General features: G+C 48.9%; 19 protein-coding genes. 12 read left to right on the top strand and 7 right to left on the bottom strand.

Going from position 1 to position 18,796, the window contains the following annotated elements; translation table 11 throughout:
• Positions 1-330: 330 nt before the first annotated feature.
• Positions 331-1,236, bottom strand: a complete 906-nt coding sequence (locus tag B0D95_RS12200) for a hypothetical protein (RefSeq protein WP_078044141.1) — start codon at positions 1,234-1,236, stop codon at positions 331-333.
• A 152-nt stretch (positions 1,237-1,388) separates the two neighbouring features.
• The gene (locus B0D95_RS12195; RefSeq protein ID WP_078044140.1) at positions 1,389-1,856 is read right to left on the bottom strand and encodes a hypothetical protein; all 468 of its coding nucleotides are present in this window, start codon (positions 1,854-1,856) and stop codon (positions 1,389-1,391) included.
• 39 nt (positions 1,857-1,895) lie between these two features.
• Here B0D95_RS12195 and B0D95_RS20435 point away from each other — a divergent pair, with 39 nt between their 5' ends.
• The 3 genes from B0D95_RS20435 (at position 1,896) to ahpF (ending at position 4,630) form a co-directional block, all read left to right on the top strand.
• A complete protein-coding gene (locus tag B0D95_RS20435; RefSeq protein WP_149867905.1) occupies positions 1,896-2,123 on the top strand; it encodes a hypothetical protein in 228 nt (75 codons plus the stop codon).
• A gap of 262 nt (positions 2,124-2,385) precedes the next feature.
• Positions 2,386-2,949, top strand: coding sequence for an alkyl hydroperoxide reductase subunit C (ahpC, locus tag B0D95_RS12190; protein WP_007645324.1), 564 nt, complete (start codon positions 2,386-2,388; stop codon positions 2,947-2,949).
• 115 nt (positions 2,950-3,064) lie between these two features.
• Complete coding sequence (gene ahpF, locus B0D95_RS12185; RefSeq protein ID WP_078044139.1) at positions 3,065-4,630, top strand: alkyl hydroperoxide reductase subunit F; 1,566 nt, start codon at positions 3,065-3,067, stop codon at positions 4,628-4,630.
• 67 nt (positions 4,631-4,697) lie between these two features.
• Here the strand turns inward: ahpF and B0D95_RS12180 are convergent, their stop codons facing one another.
• Complete coding sequence (locus B0D95_RS12180) at positions 4,698-6,269, bottom strand: ATP-binding protein (RefSeq protein WP_078044138.1); 1,572 nt, start codon at positions 6,267-6,269, stop codon at positions 4,698-4,700.
• Entirely contained in the window at positions 6,270-7,190 is a 921-nt protein-coding gene (locus B0D95_RS12175; protein ID WP_078044137.1) for an ABC transporter substrate-binding protein, read from the bottom strand.
• 221 nt (positions 7,191-7,411) lie between these two features.
• On the opposite strand from B0D95_RS12175, the gene gdhA reads away from it, so the two are divergent.
• A complete protein-coding gene (gene gdhA, locus B0D95_RS12170) occupies positions 7,412-8,758 on the top strand; it encodes an NADP-specific glutamate dehydrogenase (protein ID WP_078044136.1) in 1,347 nt (448 codons plus the stop codon).
• Between the two features lie 98 nt (positions 8,759-8,856).
• Here gdhA and B0D95_RS12165 read toward each other — a convergent pair whose 3' ends face one another.
• Positions 8,857-9,489 (bottom strand): alpha/beta hydrolase, encoded by a 633-nt coding sequence (locus B0D95_RS12165; protein ID WP_246841594.1) that lies wholly within the window; start codon positions 9,487-9,489, stop codon positions 8,857-8,859.
• Positions 9,490-9,725: 236 nt separating this feature from the next.
• On the opposite strand from B0D95_RS12165, the gene B0D95_RS12160 reads away from it, so the two are divergent.
• The 6 genes from B0D95_RS12160 (at position 9,726) to B0D95_RS12135 (ending at position 15,492) form a co-directional block, all read left to right on the top strand.
• On the top strand, positions 9,726-9,902 hold the full coding sequence (locus B0D95_RS12160; protein WP_078044135.1) for a YezD family protein: 177 nt from the start codon (positions 9,726-9,728) through the stop codon (positions 9,900-9,902).
• A 93-nt stretch (positions 9,903-9,995) separates the two neighbouring features.
• Positions 9,996-11,246 carry a porin gene (locus tag B0D95_RS12155; protein ID WP_078044134.1) on the top strand — a complete coding sequence of 417 codons (1,251 nt, stop codon included), beginning with the start codon at positions 9,996-9,998 and terminating at the stop codon, positions 11,244-11,246.
• A 48-nt stretch (positions 11,247-11,294) separates the two neighbouring features.
• Positions 11,295-12,287 carry a sulfate ABC transporter substrate-binding protein gene (locus B0D95_RS12150; protein ID WP_078044133.1) on the top strand — a complete coding sequence of 331 codons (993 nt, stop codon included), beginning with the start codon at positions 11,295-11,297 and terminating at the stop codon, positions 12,285-12,287.
• Positions 12,288-12,478: 191 nt separating this feature from the next.
• Positions 12,479-13,363, top strand: coding sequence for a sulfate ABC transporter permease subunit CysT (gene cysT, locus B0D95_RS12145; protein ID WP_168172446.1), 885 nt, complete (start codon positions 12,479-12,481; stop codon positions 13,361-13,363).
• Positions 13,364-13,365: 2 nt separating this feature from the next.
• On the top strand, positions 13,366-14,262 hold the full coding sequence (cysW, locus tag B0D95_RS12140; RefSeq protein WP_078044132.1) for a sulfate ABC transporter permease subunit CysW: 897 nt from the start codon (positions 13,366-13,368) through the stop codon (positions 14,260-14,262).
• A 171-nt stretch (positions 14,263-14,433) separates the two neighbouring features.
• Entirely contained in the window at positions 14,434-15,492 is a 1,059-nt protein-coding gene (locus B0D95_RS12135; RefSeq protein ID WP_078044131.1) for a sulfate/molybdate ABC transporter ATP-binding protein, read from the top strand.
• A 38-nt stretch (positions 15,493-15,530) separates the two neighbouring features.
• Here the strand turns inward: B0D95_RS12135 and B0D95_RS12130 are convergent, their stop codons facing one another.
• On the bottom strand, positions 15,531-16,145 hold the full coding sequence (locus B0D95_RS12130; RefSeq protein WP_078044130.1) for a LysE family translocator: 615 nt from the start codon (positions 16,143-16,145) through the stop codon (positions 15,531-15,533).
• Positions 16,146-16,245: 100 nt separating this feature from the next.
• Here B0D95_RS12130 and B0D95_RS12125 point away from each other — a divergent pair, with 100 nt between their 5' ends.
• Positions 16,246-16,590, top strand: a complete 345-nt coding sequence (locus B0D95_RS12125) for a hypothetical protein (RefSeq protein WP_078044129.1) — start codon at positions 16,246-16,248, stop codon at positions 16,588-16,590.
• A 325-nt stretch (positions 16,591-16,915) separates the two neighbouring features.
• The gene (locus tag B0D95_RS12120; RefSeq protein ID WP_078044128.1) at positions 16,916-17,374 is read left to right on the top strand and encodes a nuclear transport factor 2 family protein; all 459 of its coding nucleotides are present in this window, start codon (positions 16,916-16,918) and stop codon (positions 17,372-17,374) included.
• A gap of 55 nt (positions 17,375-17,429) precedes the next feature.
• On the opposite strand, the gene pelA is transcribed toward B0D95_RS12120, so the two are convergent.
• On the bottom strand, positions 17,430-18,632 hold the full coding sequence (gene pelA / locus B0D95_RS12115) for a pectate lyase (protein ID WP_078044127.1): 1,203 nt from the start codon (positions 18,630-18,632) through the stop codon (positions 17,430-17,432).
• Positions 18,633-18,796 lie beyond the last annotated feature (164 nt).

Here is an 18,796-nt window from a genome sequence, read left to right as displayed (position 1 = left end):
CACCATTAAATGAAACACCTGCAGAAAAATAATTACGCTTCAAACGCGGGCAAAATAATTTAAAAAAGCGCGACCAACCACTTTGATTTTCAGGTTTTGGCTAGAGGCTGACATTCGCACTTACGGTAGGTTGCTGGTGAGGAACGAACCGCAATATGACATTGTTTCCGCATGCGATTGAAATCCTTCACGTGATTGATCGATAAAAATAAATTAACAATACGATTTATAAAGCAATCCGCCGAACTTTGGCGTTCGGTCAATTGCTGGCCTTGGTGGCAGGATGCTCAGTAAGAGAAAGATGATTTTGATGTCGAATCTACCGATCTTTTACCTCAGTCGCTTGTTAGCCTTTTTATGTTTTCGATTAATGAAATAGAGTCTGATATTGCTCCAGATAGTTAGCAATTTTCCGAAAAAAACATAGAAGACCCAGCTGTAGTACTTGGCTTCAAAAGATTTATCGAAGTCATGTCCATAATTATCTTTTCTAAGCTGAGTGGCATCAATAACTTCAATATCAACACATTGGAGCTTTCCGGTTATTGCTTGATCTATTAAAAATTCTTGAAGAGCTTCGCGCGAGGAAAGCGACTCTTCAGTTAGCCTAAATTTCTCGAATCGAGAATAGTTGTAGTCGTTGGCATAAATAGGAACTGTATTTTTATATCCATCTTCGGTGTGCAATTTAGCCAAATACTTAACATCTGAACCGTAATATCCTACGCCTTCTTTTGGGCGCATTGGAGTGATTGACGCTGTCATGTGGTTATTGAAAAAATCAAAAATAGGATCCCATCTATCTATCCACTCTTTCACCACATACTTTCCATGAGAAGTTGATAGGACGAGGTTCATCTTTACCTTTTTAGAATTGAGCAATTTATTGAGTTTAATTCGATGCATGTTCACACAGTAGAAATCCACAGGCCCATAATGATTCGTGTAAGATTCATATGGTTTTAAAATTTTTGGTTCATGCTCAAAATCATCCAATTCAATATAATAGTTAGTCCCAACTCGCAAAAATATCTTGAATATAATTACTGATCTATCCTTAAAATTCTCTAGTGTAATACTACTTACATATTTATCTTCTGCGTATGCGCTCGAGCTAATGCAAAATTGCCCTTTAATATGTGCTCCAGACTTCCGTCGGTAATTCCTAACCGCAAAATACAAGGCTATAAACGAAATCGCCAAAGCTATGTAAGGAATAAAATCCTTGATGCTCAAATCATTTCCCCCCAATGAGGCTAACGCTAAACTCAGCCTCAGTTTGTAAGTTGATTTTTTGTGGAAAAGTTTTACGTAGCAAAGTCACAAAAAGGTAGCTTACAAACTGTCGAACACACGAAGTGTGATGCTGCAGCGCTTGTTAAAGGTTGCTATTTAAAAATGAAATTTAAGAAGCCTGCGTAAGCCCAAACTATGGTTCCAGATATGGATAGGAATAAATAATATTTAATGTTTTTATATTTCCTTATGAATTTTTTTCTTCGCTCTTTTATTGCAATATCAATGCCTTCGTTTTCAGTAGGAGCCCAAAATCTACTGGAATAGTGTGTTAAGTACTCTGGCCTTTCATTTAGATATAAATTCTTTATATCATCGTCGAGATCAACTAAAAATGCTTCGTATGATATAGCCAGTAATGCGGCAATAGATATAAGTGCCCCAGCAGAACCCAGCCAAGCAAAGTCTTTAAAATAACACGATAGAAAAATATGTATTCCTATTATAAAAAATAAAGTAAGGTACTTTTTTGAATATTCCGTGGCATCAATTTTTTTGATGCAACTGGATAACTTTTGTATCGATTCCGCCAGCTTTTTCGATTGTTCAAATTCTTGCACTTTGGGCTCCCTTTAACCGCGTATTAAACGGCCAAAACCGTGGTTGTTAAGTTTCCTATTGAAGAATATCAATTCAACAGTAGACAAATATCTGCTTTAAATGGCTTTTTTGTCGTTGCACAACAAGTGATAAATGCCCTCGGCCTAATTTATCTTTATATTACTTCAGCCGCCGCTCCGGGCACACCGCCACCTTTCAAATCCATCGCTATTTTCAAACTCAGCCCGCGTCATTCGCCTTCGGGGCAATGGCGTGAAATTCATTAGATACCATACCGCCATGCTGTGCCAGTCGGTATTACAGTGCATTACTTTATGGCCCAACTGAGGTTAAGCCGTTGCTTCCAGTCGGAGAGCGGGTTTCTATATTTAATAGCATTTTGGTATTGGTGTTTTTATATCGATAGGTTTTGTAAATGGCCTGCATGGCCACATACAATTAGCCCCATGGCGTTTAACTCCTTAATCTGCACCCCGTTGAAGCAATTAACCCACGGGCGTAGCCCATATAGATCTAGGAGTGTGACTCATGGCAACTATCAATTCAGAAATCAAACCTTTCAGTGCCCAGGCTTATCATCAGGGCAAATTTGTTCATCTGACCGAAGCTGATGTTAAAGGTAAATGGGCAGTGGTGTTTTTCTACCCAGCCGACTTCACCTTTGTTTGCCCCACAGAATTGGGCGATTTAGCGGACAACTACGCTGAATTCCAAAAAATGGGCGTAGAGATTTACTCCGTATCGACCGATACCCATTTCACCCACAAAGCCTGGCACGACAGCTCCGAAACCATCGGCAAAATTCAATACCCAATGATTGGCGACCCCACCGGCACTATCACTCGCAATTTCGGTGTGATGATTGAAGAAGCTGGTTTGGCTGATCGCGGAACCTTTGTGATCGACCCGCAGGGCAAGATCCAGATTATTGAAATCAATGCCGGTGGTATTGGCCGCGATGCGTCTGAACTGCTGCGCAAAGTAAAAGCCGCGCAATACGTTGCAGCGCATCCAGGTGAAGTGTGCCCGGCGAAATGGAAAGAAGGTGAAGCGACTCTGGCACCATCACTCGACTTGGTTGGCAAAATTTAATTTTCATTCCTGCACACGCAAATCCCTCCCAACCTCCCTTTACCAAGGGAGGAGCTGACGCCCCTCTTTAACAAAGAGGGGCGGGGGGAGATTAAAAAATCCCACGGAGACGACCATGTTAGACGCCGCGATCAAAGGCCAACTCACTGCCTACCTTGAAAAACTGCAAGCGCCTATCGAACTGATAGCGAGCTTGGACTCCAGTGCCAAAAGCACCGAAATGTTAAGCCTGTTGGAAGAGATTACTACGCTCTCCAATAAAGTCAGCCTGCGTCAAAATGGCAGCGCAACATTAACGCCGTCGTTTCATATTGGCGCTGTGGGTTCCAGTGCGCGCATTCAATTTGCGGGCATTCCGATGGGCCACGAATTTACGTCGTTAGTGTTGGCATTGCTGCACAGCGGCGGCCATCCTCCTAAAGTGGATGCAAAAACCATCGAGCAAATTAAGGCGATTGATACTCCATTGCATTTTGAAGTATTTGTATCGCTCTCTTGTCACAACTGTCCGGATGTAGTGCAGGCCGTGAATTTAATGGCCGCGTTAAATCCCAACATTTCTGCCACCATGATCGACGGTGCATTGTTTCAACAAGAAGTTGATGCACGCAAAATCATGGCGGTGCCCACGGTATTTGTTAACGGCGAACATTTCGGCCAAGGCCGTATGACGCTGGAAGAAATTATCGCCAAAGTCGATACAGGTGCGGCTGAGCGCGATGCAAAAGCGCTGAGCGAACGCGCACCTTATGATGTATTGGTCATCGGCGGCGGCCCAGCCGGTGCAGCGGCAGCAATTTATTCCGCGCGCAAAGGTATTCGCACTGGTGTAGTCGCCGAGCGTTTTGGTGGTCAGGTGTTGGATACGGTATCCATAGAAAATTTTATTTCGGTCAAAGAAACCGAAGGACCGAAATTGGCGATGGCCTTGGAACAACACGTTAAAGAATACGACGTGGATGTAATGAATCTGCAAAAAGCCGCGCAGGTGATTCCTGGCGCTAATCAGGGTGATTTGATTGAAGTAAAGCTCGCCAGCGGTGCGAGTTTAAAAAGCAAAAGTATTATTCTCGCCACCGGCGCACGCTGGCGTGAAATGAATGTATCGGGCGAGCAGGAATATCGCGGTAAAGGTGTCGCCTACTGTCCACATTGCGATGGCCCCTTATTTAAAGGTAAACGCGTCGCGGTAATCGGTGGCGGCAACTCCGGTGTGGAAGCGGCAATTGATCTGGCCGGTATAGTTGCTCATGTCACCCTGATTGAGTTCGATTCAAAATTGCGCGCCGACGCGGTATTGCAACGTAAATTATTCAGCTTGCCCAACGTCACCGTCATTACCGAAGCCATGACTACCGAAGTGATCGGCAACGGCGAAAAAGTGACCGGGCTTAAATATAAAAGCCGCAATACCGATGAAATCGCGACAGTGGAGTTGGAGGGTATTTTTGTGCAAATCGGTTTGTTACCTAATACCGATTTCTTAAAAGGTACGGTGCAGCTGACTAATCGCGGTGAAATTGAAATCAATTCGCGCGGTGAAACGTCTGTGCCCGGTGTATTCGCGGCGGGCGATTGCACCAACGTACCCTACAAGCAGATTATTATTGCGATGGGTGCAGGTGCAACTGCATCGCTCGGCGCGTTTGATCACTTGATTCGCACCAGTGCTCCGGCGTGATGTAATCGTGAAATAAAAAACGCGCGATCAGTAATGGTCGCGCGTTTTTTTATTGCAGAGGTGTGATTTATGTTGTACCGGGCAAGCTAAACCAAAATACGCTGCCACCATCGGCGGATTTTTCGTAGCCAACATTGCCATTGAGTGCGCGGGTAATACGTTTGACGATAGATAAGCCCAAGCCGTGGCTGTCAGCGGATTTTTGTTCAAATTGCACGAACAAATCAAACAGTTGCTGTTGCTCTTGTTCATTGAGCCCCGGGCCAAAATCTTTTACCCAGCATTTGACCATGCCGTTGTCCTGTGCGGTGGCGCCTAATTGGATGCGCGGTTCCGGGCCGCCGTATTTCAGCGCATTGGATAAATAATTGACCCAGACCTCTTCCACCCACTGGCCTTGGCCGAGGGCTGCGGGCCAATTGCCGGTGAGTTCAATCTGTGCGTGATTCTGTTCGATCAGCGATTCCAGTCGGTTACAGGCCTCCTCGGCAATCTGGCGGATATTGAGTGGAACCAAATGGATGGTTTCGGTTTTGCGCAAACTGGCCAGTAGCAGGAGCGAGTCGATAATCGCTTGCATTTTTTGAGCAGATTTTTGCAAACCCAATAACAATTCCCGCTTTTTGATTTCCGATAAATTAATGCCAATCCCCAGCGCACTGAGCAGAGAGGCGCTGGCGGCCATGGAGGTCAGCGGCTGTTTTAAATCGTGGGCGACTGTGTGTGCGTAGGCGTCCAGCTCATAGTTTTGTTCAAGCAGTGCGGCGGACTGTTGTTCCAGTGCGATGGTTTTTTCTTCCAGCACATGGGTTTGTTCTTCAAGGGCATGGGTGCGTTCGGCGACCAGCAATTCCAGCTTTTCGCGGTGCAGGCGCAACTCGTCCATTAAACGGGTGCGGTTATCCAGATCGTCGCGAATACGGATGCGCATTTGGTTAATGGCTTCTGCCACCAAATCCAGTTCGTCGGTCATGTGAGTGCTGCTGCGTTCCAGCACCAGTGGTTGTTCCAGGGTGGTGAGATCCAGACTTTGGGCGTAGCGCGCCATTTTTTCCAGGTGGCGGCTGATCCACCAGTGAATAATAAACAACACAAAAATGGCGCTGAGTAACAGGCTGGTAAGGGTGGTAATCGCAATGCTTTGCGCCGTTTTTATTAGCTCGGCTCTGATGCGATTATCCGTGAGCGCCACCTCCAATTGCCCGAGCAAAAAACGCTCGCCGTTATCCTCGTAATAAACCGGCAAATCGATATTAAAAAGCGTGGTGTGAAATTCGGGGTGAGTTTTCTCCCAGCGTTGACCTACATCGTCTTGCAGTAGGACCCGGCCCACATCCGCCATCTTGGCAATGCTGGTGACCAGTGCGTCAATGCGCGGCTCATCCACCGACCACATAGCGGTTGCCAGCAGCGGTAAATAGTTTTGTTCAATATCCACCAGGTGATGACGGGTATCGCGCAGTGCATGTTGGTAGGCGCCATAAATTTGCAGGGCGGAAATCAGCAGCGCAAATACCAGTGTGCTGCCTAGCACCATGGCGACAATACGCACACCCAAACGATGTGGGCGGCGAGGTGATACAAGCAGTTCAGGCGGAACTTTTTTAGTGGTTAATGGCGGCTGTGCATCTAACGGCATTCAAAATCCTCGCGTGGCGTCGTACCACAACGCGGCATTATCAAGTGGGGTTTCTGCCGGGAGCAGCGGGTTTTCCAGCCGGATAATCTCGCGTTTATGCAGCTCCATACGGTTAATGCTCTCGCCAAAGTGAGTGATAAATAATTGGTGCATACTGCCATCGTCGATTGCCATTAATAAACCTTTCTCAATGGCGGCGGCCAATTCAGGTCGCTGCTTGTTCACAAAAAAATACACCGGTGCCGGGTAGTAGAGCACCCAACGCGGCGCTATGGCGAGGTCGATATTTTTCTGGGCGTGAATTTCCGGTAATACCTCGGTGAGCGCGCGGGGGAAATAAGCGATGCGCCCGCGTTTGAGCATATAAAACAGCCCCTGGTAATTGGTGGCAGGGGTGATTTTAAAACCGTTGTGGCGCAGTATCTGGTAGTCCGGCCAATCCTGTTCCTGGCCGCTGCGCAAATTTTTCAGTTGCCCGGCAGTGAGTGTGGCAAAAAAGTCGCTGTCTTGTGGAGTAATCAGCAACAACCGCCAGCCCAACAGGCCGCGATCAATCGGGATGCGAACCGGCAATAAGCGCTGCTCGCGCTCGGGGGTGGTGAGTGTCCAGGTAATATCCAGGTCGCGCCCCAGTTCAACATGGCGTAGTGTGCGCGATTGGCTCATATCGTGGCGTGAGGCTTTTGGCTCATAGGTGCCTCCCGCCTTGGCCAGCGCGAGTTTTAGCAGGGCGACAGGGTAGTGGCCGCGTTCATCGGCACTGCGTGACTCGGCCCAGGAGTAAATAACGGGCTGCCCGGCAAGGGCCGGTGTCGCCAGCAAGAGTAAAACTGCACAGCGCGACAGCAGCGACAGCCTGCGCCAGAGAATCCCTATGGCCAGTGAAGGCCGTTCCGGGTGATAAACGGTAAGGTGCTTCATGGGTGACTCGTGCAATGAGTGCTGCGGGGCAATGGCGATTGTTCAAGTATAGACAGGAATTACGCGGGGTTAGGGGCATATCCCACCTGCCGATTTATGATTTTTTGCACCAAAATAAATCATTTTTGGTTGACTGTTGGGCGCGCATCGTAGAAATTGGTGGCGATTTTGCATCAATTGAGTGCATTTTTTACTTACCACCATATGTCAGGACAATTTGAATGAGTGACGTCAATGCAAGGCTGGAGCAAATATTCCATCAAGTAGTGCGCCGTAATCAGGGCGAAGCTGAGTTTCACCAAGCGGTAAAAGAGGTTGTAGAAACCCTTGGCCCGGTGCTGTTAAAGCACCCTGAATACGCCTCCCACAAAATTATCGAGCGCATCTGCGAGCCTGAGCGTCAAATTATTTTCCGTGTGCCCTGGCAAGACGACAAAGGTGAGGTGCAAATCAACCGTGGTTTCCGCGTTGGCTTTAACAGCGCGCTAGGGCCCTATAAAGGCGGATTGCGTTTCCATCCCTCCGTTTCCCTGGGCACCATCAAGTTCCTGGGCTTTGAGCAGACGTTTAAAAATGCGCTGTCAGGTATGCCGATTGGCGGCGCCAAAGGCGGCGCTGACTTTGACCCCAAGGGTAAGTCTGATGGTGAAGTGATGCGCTTTTGCCAAAGTTTTATGACGGAACTCTATCGCCATATTGGTGAAATTACCGATGTGCCTGCGGGTGATATCGGCGTTGGTGGCCGCGAGATTGGCTATTTGTTTGGCCAATACAAACGCATCACCAATCGCTATGAATCCGGCGTACTGACTGGCAAGAGCCCGCATTGGGGCGGCGCGTTGGTGCGCCGTGAAGCCACGGGTTATGGCGCGGTATTTTTTGCAGAAGAGATGCTGAAAACCCGTGGTGAATCCCTTGAGGGCAAAACCTGCGTGGTCTCCGGTTCGGGCAATGTGGCGATTTATGCGATTGAGAAATTGCAGCAACTGGGCGCCAAGGTGGTGGCTTGTTCTGATTCCAACGGCGTGATTTTTGATCGCAAGGGAATCGATCTGGCACTGCTGAAACAATTGAAAGAAGTGACGCGCCAGCGGGTCAGCAACTATGTAAGCGAGCATCCGGATGCGCAATACATCGAAAATGGCAACATTTGGGATGTGCCCTGTCAGGTCGCCTTCCCCTGTGCCACGCAAAATGAATTGGATGAAGCCTCGGCCAAAACCCTGGTGGCCAATGGCCTGATCGCCTTGAGTGAAGGGGCCAATATGCCGGTCACGCCCGGCGGTATTAAAGTCCTGCAAACCGCCGGTGTTTCCTATGCGCCAGGCAAGGCCGCCAATGCGGGCGGCGTTGCTACCTCGGCCCTGGAAATGCAACAGAACGCGAGCCGCGATGCATGGTCTTTTGAATACACCGAAGAGCGGTTACACAAAATCATGTGCAATATCCATCGCGATTGCTATGAAACAGCCAAAGAATACGGGCATGCGGGCAACTATGTGGTTGGTGCCAATATCGCCGGTTTCCGCCGTGTGGCGGAGGCGATGGTAGCCTTCGGTATTATCTAACTGCTGTTTTACCAGGCTCTATTTATTGAGTCTTATTTTGCTAATACCGGTTTTACAAGATCCGGTTTTGGGTGAATGAAAAATCGCGCGGCGCTGTATCAGGCCGCGCGATTTTTTTTGTCTGCAAACAGCGGTTTGTGCTGCGTTCTCAGGGTTTTGCGCAGCAGGCCGCGCAACTCTTCTATCCCCTGCGGCCACAGCCCCAAGCCTGAATCGCTATTGATGTGGCCAACATTGCGCAGGCGTAAAAAGTCCGCTCCCCATTGCAGCGCCCAAATGGCCGCTTTGGTTTCTGTCAGCCAGGGATCGTTGCTGCTGGCAATGATTTTGGTTGGCACCTTGAGTGGGTCCTGGGGCAATCGATGGGAAATCTGAAACTTATCCGGGTCGGCGGGTGCTACTAAAAATAGCGCCGCAATCTTGTGTGGAAATTCCGCGGCAATGCTCGCACTCGCCAGAGTGCCGAAGCTGTGGGCGATGATGACCGCCGGTTTATCGAGCGCGGCCAATTCGGCGCGTATGCCTGCTTTCCACTTATCCAGATCCGGTGTGTCCCAGTTATCCAGTGCGATGCGCTTGCTGTGGGGCAATTGTGCTTGCCACAAACTCTGCCAGTGGTGTTCATCGCTATTGCGCAGCCCGGGAACAATCAGTACCGGGAAGGCTTCCAGTTGGTGTGGTAAGCGCGAGTGTTGGCTCAGGTGTGCGGGGTGTGTCGTCAGGCTGGCCACGATAGGGTCTCCTCTGCTTATGGCGTGATCAATGGAGGGCAAATTACAGGCTTTATACGGATTTGAAAAAGAACTGATATTTCTTTGCTTATTCCATTGTTGCGAGATCGTCGGTTATTTTTAGAGTTATAAGCTAATAAAAAAACGGTATTTTTAGTTTTTAGAACACCTGAATACTATGGCCTCGTCGCTGGGCAACAGGCTACAGAGCCCGGCTTAACAGATGAGGTTTTGATATGGCAAACCATAATGCCGGGCTTGCCACTATTACTGATGACGTGCTTGAAGAGATCAAAAATCAACTGGCACAAATTCAATTCGGTTCATTGGAAATTCAAATTCACAATGGCCAGGTAGTGCAGCTTGAACGCCGTGAAAAGAAACGTTTGGATAAAGGTGTCAACACTAAATAATCTGCGCGTTTTTATTAAATGAGTTTTTAAAAAAAAATCAAAAAACACACTGACCGGATCACCGGAGGTGATATGTGAATTTAGGAGATTAGCATGTCATTTCAAAAATCGTGGTCGGTTGTACGATCACTTGTTGCAACCCCGTCTTTTCAACGTAATGCATTAACGGTTGCATTAGGTGTTGCGGTATCTGCCAATGCATTTGCAGGCTTTCCAACACTTTATGGCAAGGTTTATTTGACTGCCAGCCAATATGATTTGGAAAAAATTGATTTCCCACTGACTGCTCCTGGTGCAACAACTTATAGTCATGTTGGTGGAACCGGAATTACAACAGAGTTGGATACCTTTGCATTGGAAAGTACAGGCTCACGTTTAGGTGTGCAAGGTGATTTTGATGCAAACGCCAACGTACAAATATTTTACCGCGTGGAATACGGCATCGATGTCGACAACGGCACCAACAGCAACGGACGCGAATTAACCCAGCGTAATATTTTTGCCGGTATTCGCGGCGACTGGGGTTCGCTGTTGGCCGGTAAGAACGATACACCGTTAAAAACCTTGCAGACCAACACCGTATTGCGCAGCGATATTGATCGTTTTAACGATGCGCCTTTGGCCGATATCGGCTCCTATCTGGTTGGCGAAAACCGTCCGGATAACGTAATCCAATATACCTCGCCTATTTTGTTGGGCGGTTTGGAAGTGAATATCGCCGCTATTCAGGCAGAAGAAACCGGTGTGGAAGTCAGTGCGACCAACCCGCAAGACGATAATGGTTTCGCATCAGGTCAATCGGTGTCTGTGGTGTACGGTAAATCCAAATGGTTTGTAGGTGCCGCGTTTGATCGCAATGTGGCTACCAGCGATGTGTTCCGTGCGTTGGGTGAAGTATCCCTCGGCCCGGTAAAACTCGGTGCTATTTATCAAACTGCAGAGCGTCATGAAGATTTTGATTCACTCGGTGGTTTCTCCACATTTGTGGGCACTAATGGCACAGGTTTGGGCGCGCAAAATGGTTTGAACCCACTCTCTGAATGGGATGGCGCCTCAGGTAATGCCTTCAAAGAGCAAGACGGTTATGTGCTCAATGCACAGTGGAAAGTGGCGGGACCATGGACTGCCAAAATTCAGTACGGCCATTCAACCAGCACGCCCACCAATGCAGCCTATAGCGATGTAGATGCTGATGCCTTAGCGGTGGGTGTGGATTACAACTTTAATGCAGGCACTCGTTTGTTTGCCTATTACGCCAGCCTTGAAACTGAAGGCGATAAGTTAATAAGCCCTAAAGCCGCAACGGATAGCACCTTTGCCCTGGGTCTTGATTTCCGTTTCTAAATCAATAGCGAACGGGCACATCGAATTATTTTTTAGTGAGGTTCTATCATGAAATTATTTACAAAAACGGCCGCTGTATTGGTGGCCAGTTTGATCAGCGTGAGCGTCTTTGCCAAAGACGTGGCGCTGTTGAACGTATCTTACGATCCAACCCGTGAACTCTACCGTGACTTTAATGCGGCCTTCGCAAAATACTGGAAAGAAAAGACCGGTGACAATGTAAAAGTGGATCAGTCACACGGTGGTTCCGGTGCGCAATCGCGTGCGGTAATTGATGGTTTGCGTGCGGATGTAGTGACACTGGCACTTGCCGGTGACATTGATCCTATCGCAAAAATCAGTGGCCTATTGCCTGCCGATTGGGTAACCAAGCTGCCAAACAACAGTGCGCCCTACACCTCCACAATTGTATTCCTGGTGCGCAAAGGCAACCCCAAAAATATTAAGGATTGGGATGACCTGGTGAAAAAAGGTGTAGAGGTTATTACGCCTAACCCGAAAACCTCTGGTGGTGCGCGTTGGAACTATTTGGCCGCCTGGGCCTACGCGAAAAAACAAGGTCAGGATGACGCAGGTGCAAAAGAGTTTTTGCGTAAACTGTTCCAAAACGTTCCGGTATTGGATACCGGTGCGCGTGGCTCAACCACCACATTTGTGCAACGTGGTATTGGCGATGTACTGCTGGCGTGGGAAAACGAAGCCTTCCTTGCCATCAACGAATTGGGTGAAGATGAAGTAGAAATTGTTGTACCCAGTATTTCCATTTTGGCCGAACCCTCTGTTGCTGTAGTGGATAAAAATGCCGCAGCAAAAGGCAATGCCGAGGTTGCTAAAGCTTACCTGGAATACCTTTACACCAAAGAAGGTCAAAACATAGCAGCTAAACACTACTATCGCCCACGCGATGCCCAAGTAGCGGAAGCCTATGCCAAAACTTTCCCGAAATTGGATTTGGTTACCATCGATGACTTTGGTGGTTGGGCAAAAGCACAGCCTTTCCACTTCGGTGATGGCGGTATTTTTGATCAGATTTATCAATAAAACCAATCCCCTCCCAGCCTCCTCTTTTTCAAAGGGGAGGCGCTACGCTCTCAAGTAATTTATAACAGGGTGACGTTAATCTCCTGATTTATTTACGAAGGGGGAGTGGCCCCCTCCCGCTGAAAAAGGGAGGGCTGGGGAGGGATTAAATAATCTGTTTCCTGACCACAGGTACAAAAAGAGATTGATCGATGAGTGAACTTTCCGCTTCAGCACTGGCCGTCAGCGCGCCAGTTGTCCCGCCAAAGAATCCTTGGGTAAAGAAATCCGTACTGCCCGGTTTTGGTTTATCTCTGGGCTTGGCTGCACTCTATGCCAGCTTGATTGTATTTATCCCGCTCGCCGGTTTGGTCATTAAGGCACTGGAACTCAGTTGGTCAGAGCTCTGGGGCGTGGTGAGTAATGCGCGCGCACTGGCCAGTTATAAACTCACGTTTGGCGCTGCCTTCACGGCGGCTAGCTTAAATTTATTTTTTGGATTAATCGTGGCGTGGGTATTGGTGCGCTACAACTTTTTTGGCAAACGCGTCGTGGATGCGTTGGTGGATTTACCCTTTGCATTGCCCACCGCCGTCGCCGGTATTGCGCTGACCGCGCTTTACACCACTAAAGGTTGGGTTGGTCAGTGGTTTTGGTTGGCGGATATTAAAATTGCCTACACCTGGTTAGGTGTGACAGTCGCGCTGACCTTTATTGGTTTGCCGTTTGTAGTGCGCACGGTACAGCCGGTGCTGGCGGATTTGGAATCGGAAGTGGAAGAGGCCGCGGCCAGTTTAGGTGCAACGCGCTTGCAAACCTTTATTCGCGTCTTGTTGCCTGCATTAATTCCCTCGCTGCTGACCGGATTTGCTTTGGCTTTTGCTCGCGCTATTGGTGAATATGGCTCGGTAGTTTTTATCAGTGGCAACATGCCGTTTAAAACAGAAATTACGCCACTGTTAATCATGACCAAGCTGGAAGAATTTGATTACGCCGGTGCAGCCGCACTGGGCACCGTGATGTTGATTTTCTCCTTTGTGTTATTACTGCTCATTAATCTGCTCCAGCATTGGAGCCACAAGCGCACAGGAGGTTAATCATGGCCGGTGCTATTTCATCCCTGGGCGCGCGCAAAACCGGCGCCGCTCACTCTGCGACCAGCGAATCTCCCTGGGTGCGGATTGTATTAATTACTGTGGCGCTCACGTTTCTTGCGCTATTTTTATTCTTACCACTGATTATTGTTTTCAGTGAAGCCTTTGCCAAAGGCGCTGCCGTGTACTGGGCATCCATTACCGAACCGGCCGCCGCCCATGCGATTAAACTCACGCTGATTGCGGCAGTGATTGCCGTACCCTGTAACCTGGTTTTTGGTTTGGCTGCCGCTTGGGCAATTGCCAAATTTGATTTTCGCGGTAAACAATTTGTCATCACCATGATCGATTTACCCTTTGCAGTATCGCCAGTGATTGCGGGTTTGATTTATATGTTGCTCTTTGGTCGTCAGGGGTTCTTTGGCGATTGGCTGGGCGATCACGATATACAAATTATGTTTGCCATTCCCGGTATTGTATTAGCCACAATGTTTGTCACCTTTCCGTTTATTGCCCGCGAATTAATTCCGCTGATGCAAGAGCAGGGCAAGGAACAAGAAGAAGCCGCCATTACACTTGGTGCCAGTGGCTGGAAAATGTTTTGGCGAGTGACCTTGCCATCGGTGAAGTGGGCACTCTTGTACGGCATGATCTTGTGTAATGCGCGCGCCATGGGTGAGTTTGGTGCGGTGAGTGTGGTCTCGGGAAAAATCCGTGAGAAAACCAATACCCTGCCGTTGCACATTGAAATCCTGTACAACGAATACCAATTTGCCGCCGCCTTTGCTGTTGCCTCGCTGCTGGCTTTATTGGCCTTGGTGACATTGGTATTAAAAAGTTTATTAGAGTGGAAAGCGGCGCGCGAACATGAACTGGCTGTTCGCGCGGCAAATGCACAGTAATTTTTATGGTGTAAATGCGATCAACGATCAGGAGGGAATTCGATAATTTATGGCAGACCATCGGAGGCAGGATGCCGACGCTGAGCGTACAAGGACGTATTCACAGCGTGTCTGACATGAATTATCGAAGTCCCGATTACTCCGAAAATACCTATTTTTTTGAGAAAAGTTATGAGTATCGAAGTTAAGAACCTGCATAAAACCTTTGGCAACTTTACTGCTTTGAATAATGTATCGCTGGATTTTCCCTCCGGTGAATTGGTCGCATTACTTGGCCCTTCCGGCTGCGGAAAAACCACATTGCTGCGCATTATCGCCGGGCTTGAAAACCCCGATACAGGTAGTGTGCACTTTCACGGCGAGGACGCAACCAATGTGCATGTGCGCGAGCGCAATGTCGGTTTTGTATTCCAACACTACGCCTTGTTTCGCCATATGACGGTGTTTGATAACGTCGCCTTTGGTCTGACCGTCAGACCAAAAGAAACACGTCCAAGCAATGAATTTATTAAAAAACGCGTGCATGAATTATTGGAATTGGTGCAGTTGGATTGGTTGGCCGATCGCTATCCGCATCAATTGTCTGGTGGCCAGCGTCAGCGTATTGCGCTGGCGCGTGCACTGGCGGTAGAACCAAAAGTGTTGCTGTTGGATGAACCCTTTGGCGCCCTGGATGCAAAGGTGCGCAAAGATTTACGTCGCTGGTTGCGTCGCCTGCATGATGAATTGCACATCACTTCCATTTTTGTAACCCACGATCAGGAAGAGGCGATGGAAGTGGCGGACAAAATTGTCGTATTGAACAAAGGCAATATCGAGCAAATTGGTTCGCCCGATGATATTTACAACAATCCGGCCAGCCCATTTGTGTACGATTTTATCGGGCAAGTGAATTTATTTCACAGCCGCGTGGACGATGGTTGGGCGCATATTGGCGAATACAAATTGCCCGCCCCTGAGCACAACAATGTTAAAGGGCAGGCCGCCGTGGCCTATGTTCGCCCGCATGATATTGAATTGAGTTCAACCAATAGCGAAGGCGCAATTCCGGCGCGGGTTGCCCATGTCAGCACGGCAGGTTCGGTATTGCGCATTGAGTTGTTGCATCAGTTAAATAACGATGTGTTGCATGTGGAATTACCGCGTGCACAGGAACGCAGTTTGAATTTAACGGTGGGCGCCGAACTTTATGCCAAACCCACGGCCTCAAAAATCTTTTTGCAGCCCTGATGCGGGCAAAGGATTGGCAAGTTGTAACGATAAAATAGTTACAACTTGCTGAGCGCCAGTGCAATACCGGCGATGATAAGCACGCTACCGGAAATCCAATTGAACCACCGTTGGTGCTCCGGCGATCGCAACCAGCGCATAATGCTGCGCCCGCCAAGGGCGTAGATTGCCATCCAGATTAAATCAATCACTAAAAAAATAACCGTGAGCAGCGCAAACTGCGGCGGCATGGGTTGTTGTATATCGATAAATTGCGGAAAGAGCGCGCCAAAATACACCAGCCCCTTGGGGTTGGTAACTGCCACCAGAAATGCTTTGCTAAATAAGTGCTGGCTGCGAATATCCCGTGCAGCCACTTCCATCGCCTGCAGTGGCGTGCGCCACAATTGCACACCCAAATACACCAAATACGCCGCGCCAATCCATTTGATCGCGTGAAAAATCCACTCCGCTTGTTCCACCAACAATCCAAGCCCCAGTGCAGACAAGAGCATCAATACCAGATTGCCTGCACTGGCACCCGCCATGGTGTAAAACGATTTAACAATTCCATAGCGGCCTGCATCAATCATGCAGGCGAGCATGACCGGGCCGGGGCTGGCGGAGACAATCAGGGTAATGCTGGTGAATAACCAGAGTTGTTCGAGCGACATAGCAGATCCTTGAGCGAGCCCGGCAGTCTAGCAGAGGGCGCGCAGCGTCGCTAAAGTCTTCTATACTCAAGCGATCAATCGATGAGTGCAAAGGTGTTTTATGTCTGTCCACAGTATTTCAAATGCAATCCGCACATTGGAGGATTTACTCAATGGTTTGGATCAAGCCTATTGGGAAGCCAATAGTTTAGATCGCAAGGATTTTTTCTACGATTTAATCAGTGCGCTGCATGCAGAGTTATCAGAATTAAATAAATTGAGCGTGCAGGATCATCATCTCGCCTACGAATCAGTCACAGAAGAATTTCGCGCGGCGCGCCCAAAACTCAGTCGCCTGCGAAAGTTGGTGGATGATTTTGCCCTACGCTCCACCACAGCGGCACGGTTGGAAAACCTGATCAATCAAACCCTGGTATTGATGGGGCGTAACAGCACCGCGCCCTGACAATTACACTGGCTTGAATATTTATAGCCATTTCGCATGAGTCAGTTTTGGTTATTGCAAAATAATTTAACGTTTGTATGACAAAAACTGGCAATGAGCAAAAAACGAACAATACTGAATTAACCGGAAGCTGTTACTTCCTGTGAGTGCAACGAGTTCCGCTGGGTTGCCTCATTGATGTAGGAGAGATCAATAGCTTATGGGCGGGTTTTTAGAAGCCCGGTTTGGAATCCCTTTATTTGTAATCTAGTATGGTCTTGGCCGGCATCCTGTGGTGTCGGCTTTTTTTTATGTGTTATTTTTAGGTTTTAGCCAGGACATACTTATGAAAAAACGATTGCTACTGTTGTTGTGCGCCTGTGCTTGGGCCAATCCACTGGCGGCTCAGGACTGCTTGCAGACAGAGGCATTGATTGCTCTGGATGCGCGCTATGAGACGGCATTGCAAACGGGTGATGCAGCGTTTTTGCAAGCTCTCCTGGCACCGACGTTTTATTGGGTACACAACCTCGCGAGCATGAAAGAAAACAAAGCGGAGTTAATCGCACGGGTCCAGCAACCTGCCGAGCAATCCAAACAGCGACGCTCGCACGATATTGTTACCCATCGCTTGGCAGATACTGTCGTGCTACACGGCTTGAGCAGCGTGGATAAATGGAATAGCGATGGAAAAACCTATCGCACCTCGCGCTACCAATTCATGCGCACTTATGTTGCGGTGCAAGGTGAATGCAAATTGCTGGCGGTGCAGACCATGAAGGTCTGGTCGAGCGAGATTAAATAGCACCCCTTAAAAAACCAAAGGCGCCGGTTGGCGCCTTTGGTGGTGGTAATGCGACTCACGCACGCGGGTATTTCTTGGCCCACTTGGCATAGTGCTTTAATACTTTGGCGGGCGATGTGGTGTACCAGGCGTAACCTTCGCGACGCTCCTTGGATACCTTGCCTATCTCGTAGTGAACCGAGCCGTCGCGGTCCCCAAATATCGGTTTGTTGGTGCCCAATTCATAAAAGCGCGACCACAGCGCGGGAGCATTGGCGTCATCTTTCAACTCGGCTTCACCTCGAACCCAGGTTTTCCCTGTGATTTTGGTGGCCTCATACCATGCCGCCGCGCCGTGAACGGCATTGATCACGTCCGCACTGGGGTTTTCCAGTCCCATGAAGAACTCCACCATCCACACACTTTCAGCGCTGGTCAGCGAGGCCATTTCATAAGCGCGCGCCTTCGCAGGCATCAGGGTAATAGGATCGTGTTGTGCGCCCCAGACGGTGGGTTGGCCGTTGATTAACACTTGTGTGTTCAGGGCACATTGGATGGCCTTGTCCAAACTGCGTTGCGCCAGCGCGCGCTGCTCTTTGCTCACAAATGCATAATTGCCTTCGCCGTTGGCCACATCGCGCAACAAAAACATCAGGTTGACCATCAGTGAATCGTTGTAGGTGATGTAGTTGTGATAGCCGCCGACCAGCGGATAATTTTGTGGCCAGCCACCATTGGGGTACTGGGCATTGAAAATAAGTGTCAGGCCGCGCGCAAAGGCCTCCTGATAGGTTTTGTCGCCGGTAGCAGTATAGGCCTTGGCGAGCAGCGTTAATTGCTTGCTGGTCGCGTCATTGTCAAAGGTGGGGATGTAGTTTTTTTCGTTGCCAAACGCCATACCGGGTTTGCGCTTTTTGGTCATGTCTGTGCGCTTTGACCAGCCGCCGGTCGGCGTTTGCAACGACAGAATGGCTTCCATGATTGCCTTGCCTTCGGTGGAGGTAAACCACTCCAGCGGCTGCTCTGTCTCAAACCCGAACTCTTTGGTATAGGCCGGCAGCAGTGGCTCTTTCAGGCCACGGCGTTTCATTTCCTTGCGCAGTTGCTGTTGATCCAACTTGCGCAGTTCCTGTGAGCGGGTAATGTAGGTTTGCCACTCTGCTTCCAGCGCAGCTTGGGCAGTAGCGGGGGCAGGGGTATTGGCGGGAGCAGCGGCAAGTGCCATTGGCAGTTGGCAAACTGCAGCCAACGCCAAGGCGAATCGTAAGGATGAATGCATAATAAGTACCTTAGGTGATAATCCCCATGCGTCTATCGCGCGATGAGTGGGTGATTAGTTAACTGCGTTGTTGTAGTTGTTGCAGTTACCAAGGTATTGACCGAAACCATGCCGAATGGTGGGCTAATGTTAGCAGCTATTCTGGCGTCTGTTTTGTTAAAAAA

Source organism: Cellvibrio sp. PSBB023 (genome assembly GCF_002007605.1).
Taxonomy (GTDB): Bacteria; Pseudomonadota; Gammaproteobacteria; order Pseudomonadales; family Cellvibrionaceae; genus Cellvibrio.
The sequence above is the reverse complement of the archived record's forward strand: the minus strand, read 5'-3'. Positions and strand labels throughout refer to the sequence as shown.

Bases quoted from the DNA above. Each gene is read 5' to 3' on its own strand.
- B0D95_RS12120 (WP_078044128.1), top strand. From the start codon at position 16,916: ATGAAAAAACGATTGCTACTGTTGTTGTGCGCCTGTGCTTGGGCCAAT.
- B0D95_RS12175 (WP_078044137.1), bottom strand. From the start codon at position 7,190: ATGAAGCACCTTACCGTTTATCACCCGGAACGGCCTTCACTGGCCATA.
- B0D95_RS12125 (WP_078044129.1), top strand. From the start codon at position 16,246: ATGTCTGTCCACAGTATTTCAAATGCAATCCGCACATTGGAGGATTTA.
- B0D95_RS12180 (WP_078044138.1), bottom strand. From the start codon at position 6,269: ATGCCGTTAGATGCACAGCCGCCATTAACCACTAAAAAAGTTCCGCCT.
- B0D95_RS12155 (WP_078044134.1), top strand. From the start codon at position 9,996: ATGTCATTTCAAAAATCGTGGTCGGTTGTACGATCACTTGTTGCAACC.
- B0D95_RS12150 (WP_078044133.1), top strand. From the start codon at position 11,295: ATGAAATTATTTACAAAAACGGCCGCTGTATTGGTGGCCAGTTTGATC.
- B0D95_RS12130 (WP_078044130.1), bottom strand. From the start codon at position 16,145: ATGTCGCTCGAACAACTCTGGTTATTCACCAGCATTACCCTGATTGTC.
- B0D95_RS12135 (WP_078044131.1), top strand. From the start codon at position 14,434: ATGAGTATCGAAGTTAAGAACCTGCATAAAACCTTTGGCAACTTTACT.
- pelA (WP_078044127.1), bottom strand. From the start codon at position 18,632: ATGCATTCATCCTTACGATTCGCCTTGGCGTTGGCTGCAGTTTGCCAA.
- B0D95_RS12160 (WP_078044135.1), top strand. From the start codon at position 9,726: ATGGCAAACCATAATGCCGGGCTTGCCACTATTACTGATGACGTGCTT.
- ahpF (WP_078044139.1), top strand. From the start codon at position 3,065: ATGTTAGACGCCGCGATCAAAGGCCAACTCACTGCCTACCTTGAAAAA.
- ahpC (WP_007645324.1), top strand. From the start codon at position 2,386: ATGGCAACTATCAATTCAGAAATCAAACCTTTCAGTGCCCAGGCTTAT.
- gdhA (WP_078044136.1), top strand. From the start codon at position 7,412: ATGAGTGACGTCAATGCAAGGCTGGAGCAAATATTCCATCAAGTAGTG.
- cysW (WP_078044132.1), top strand. From the start codon at position 13,366: ATGGCCGGTGCTATTTCATCCCTGGGCGCGCGCAAAACCGGCGCCGCT.
- cysT (WP_168172446.1), top strand. From the start codon at position 12,479: ATGAGTGAACTTTCCGCTTCAGCACTGGCCGTCAGCGCGCCAGTTGTC.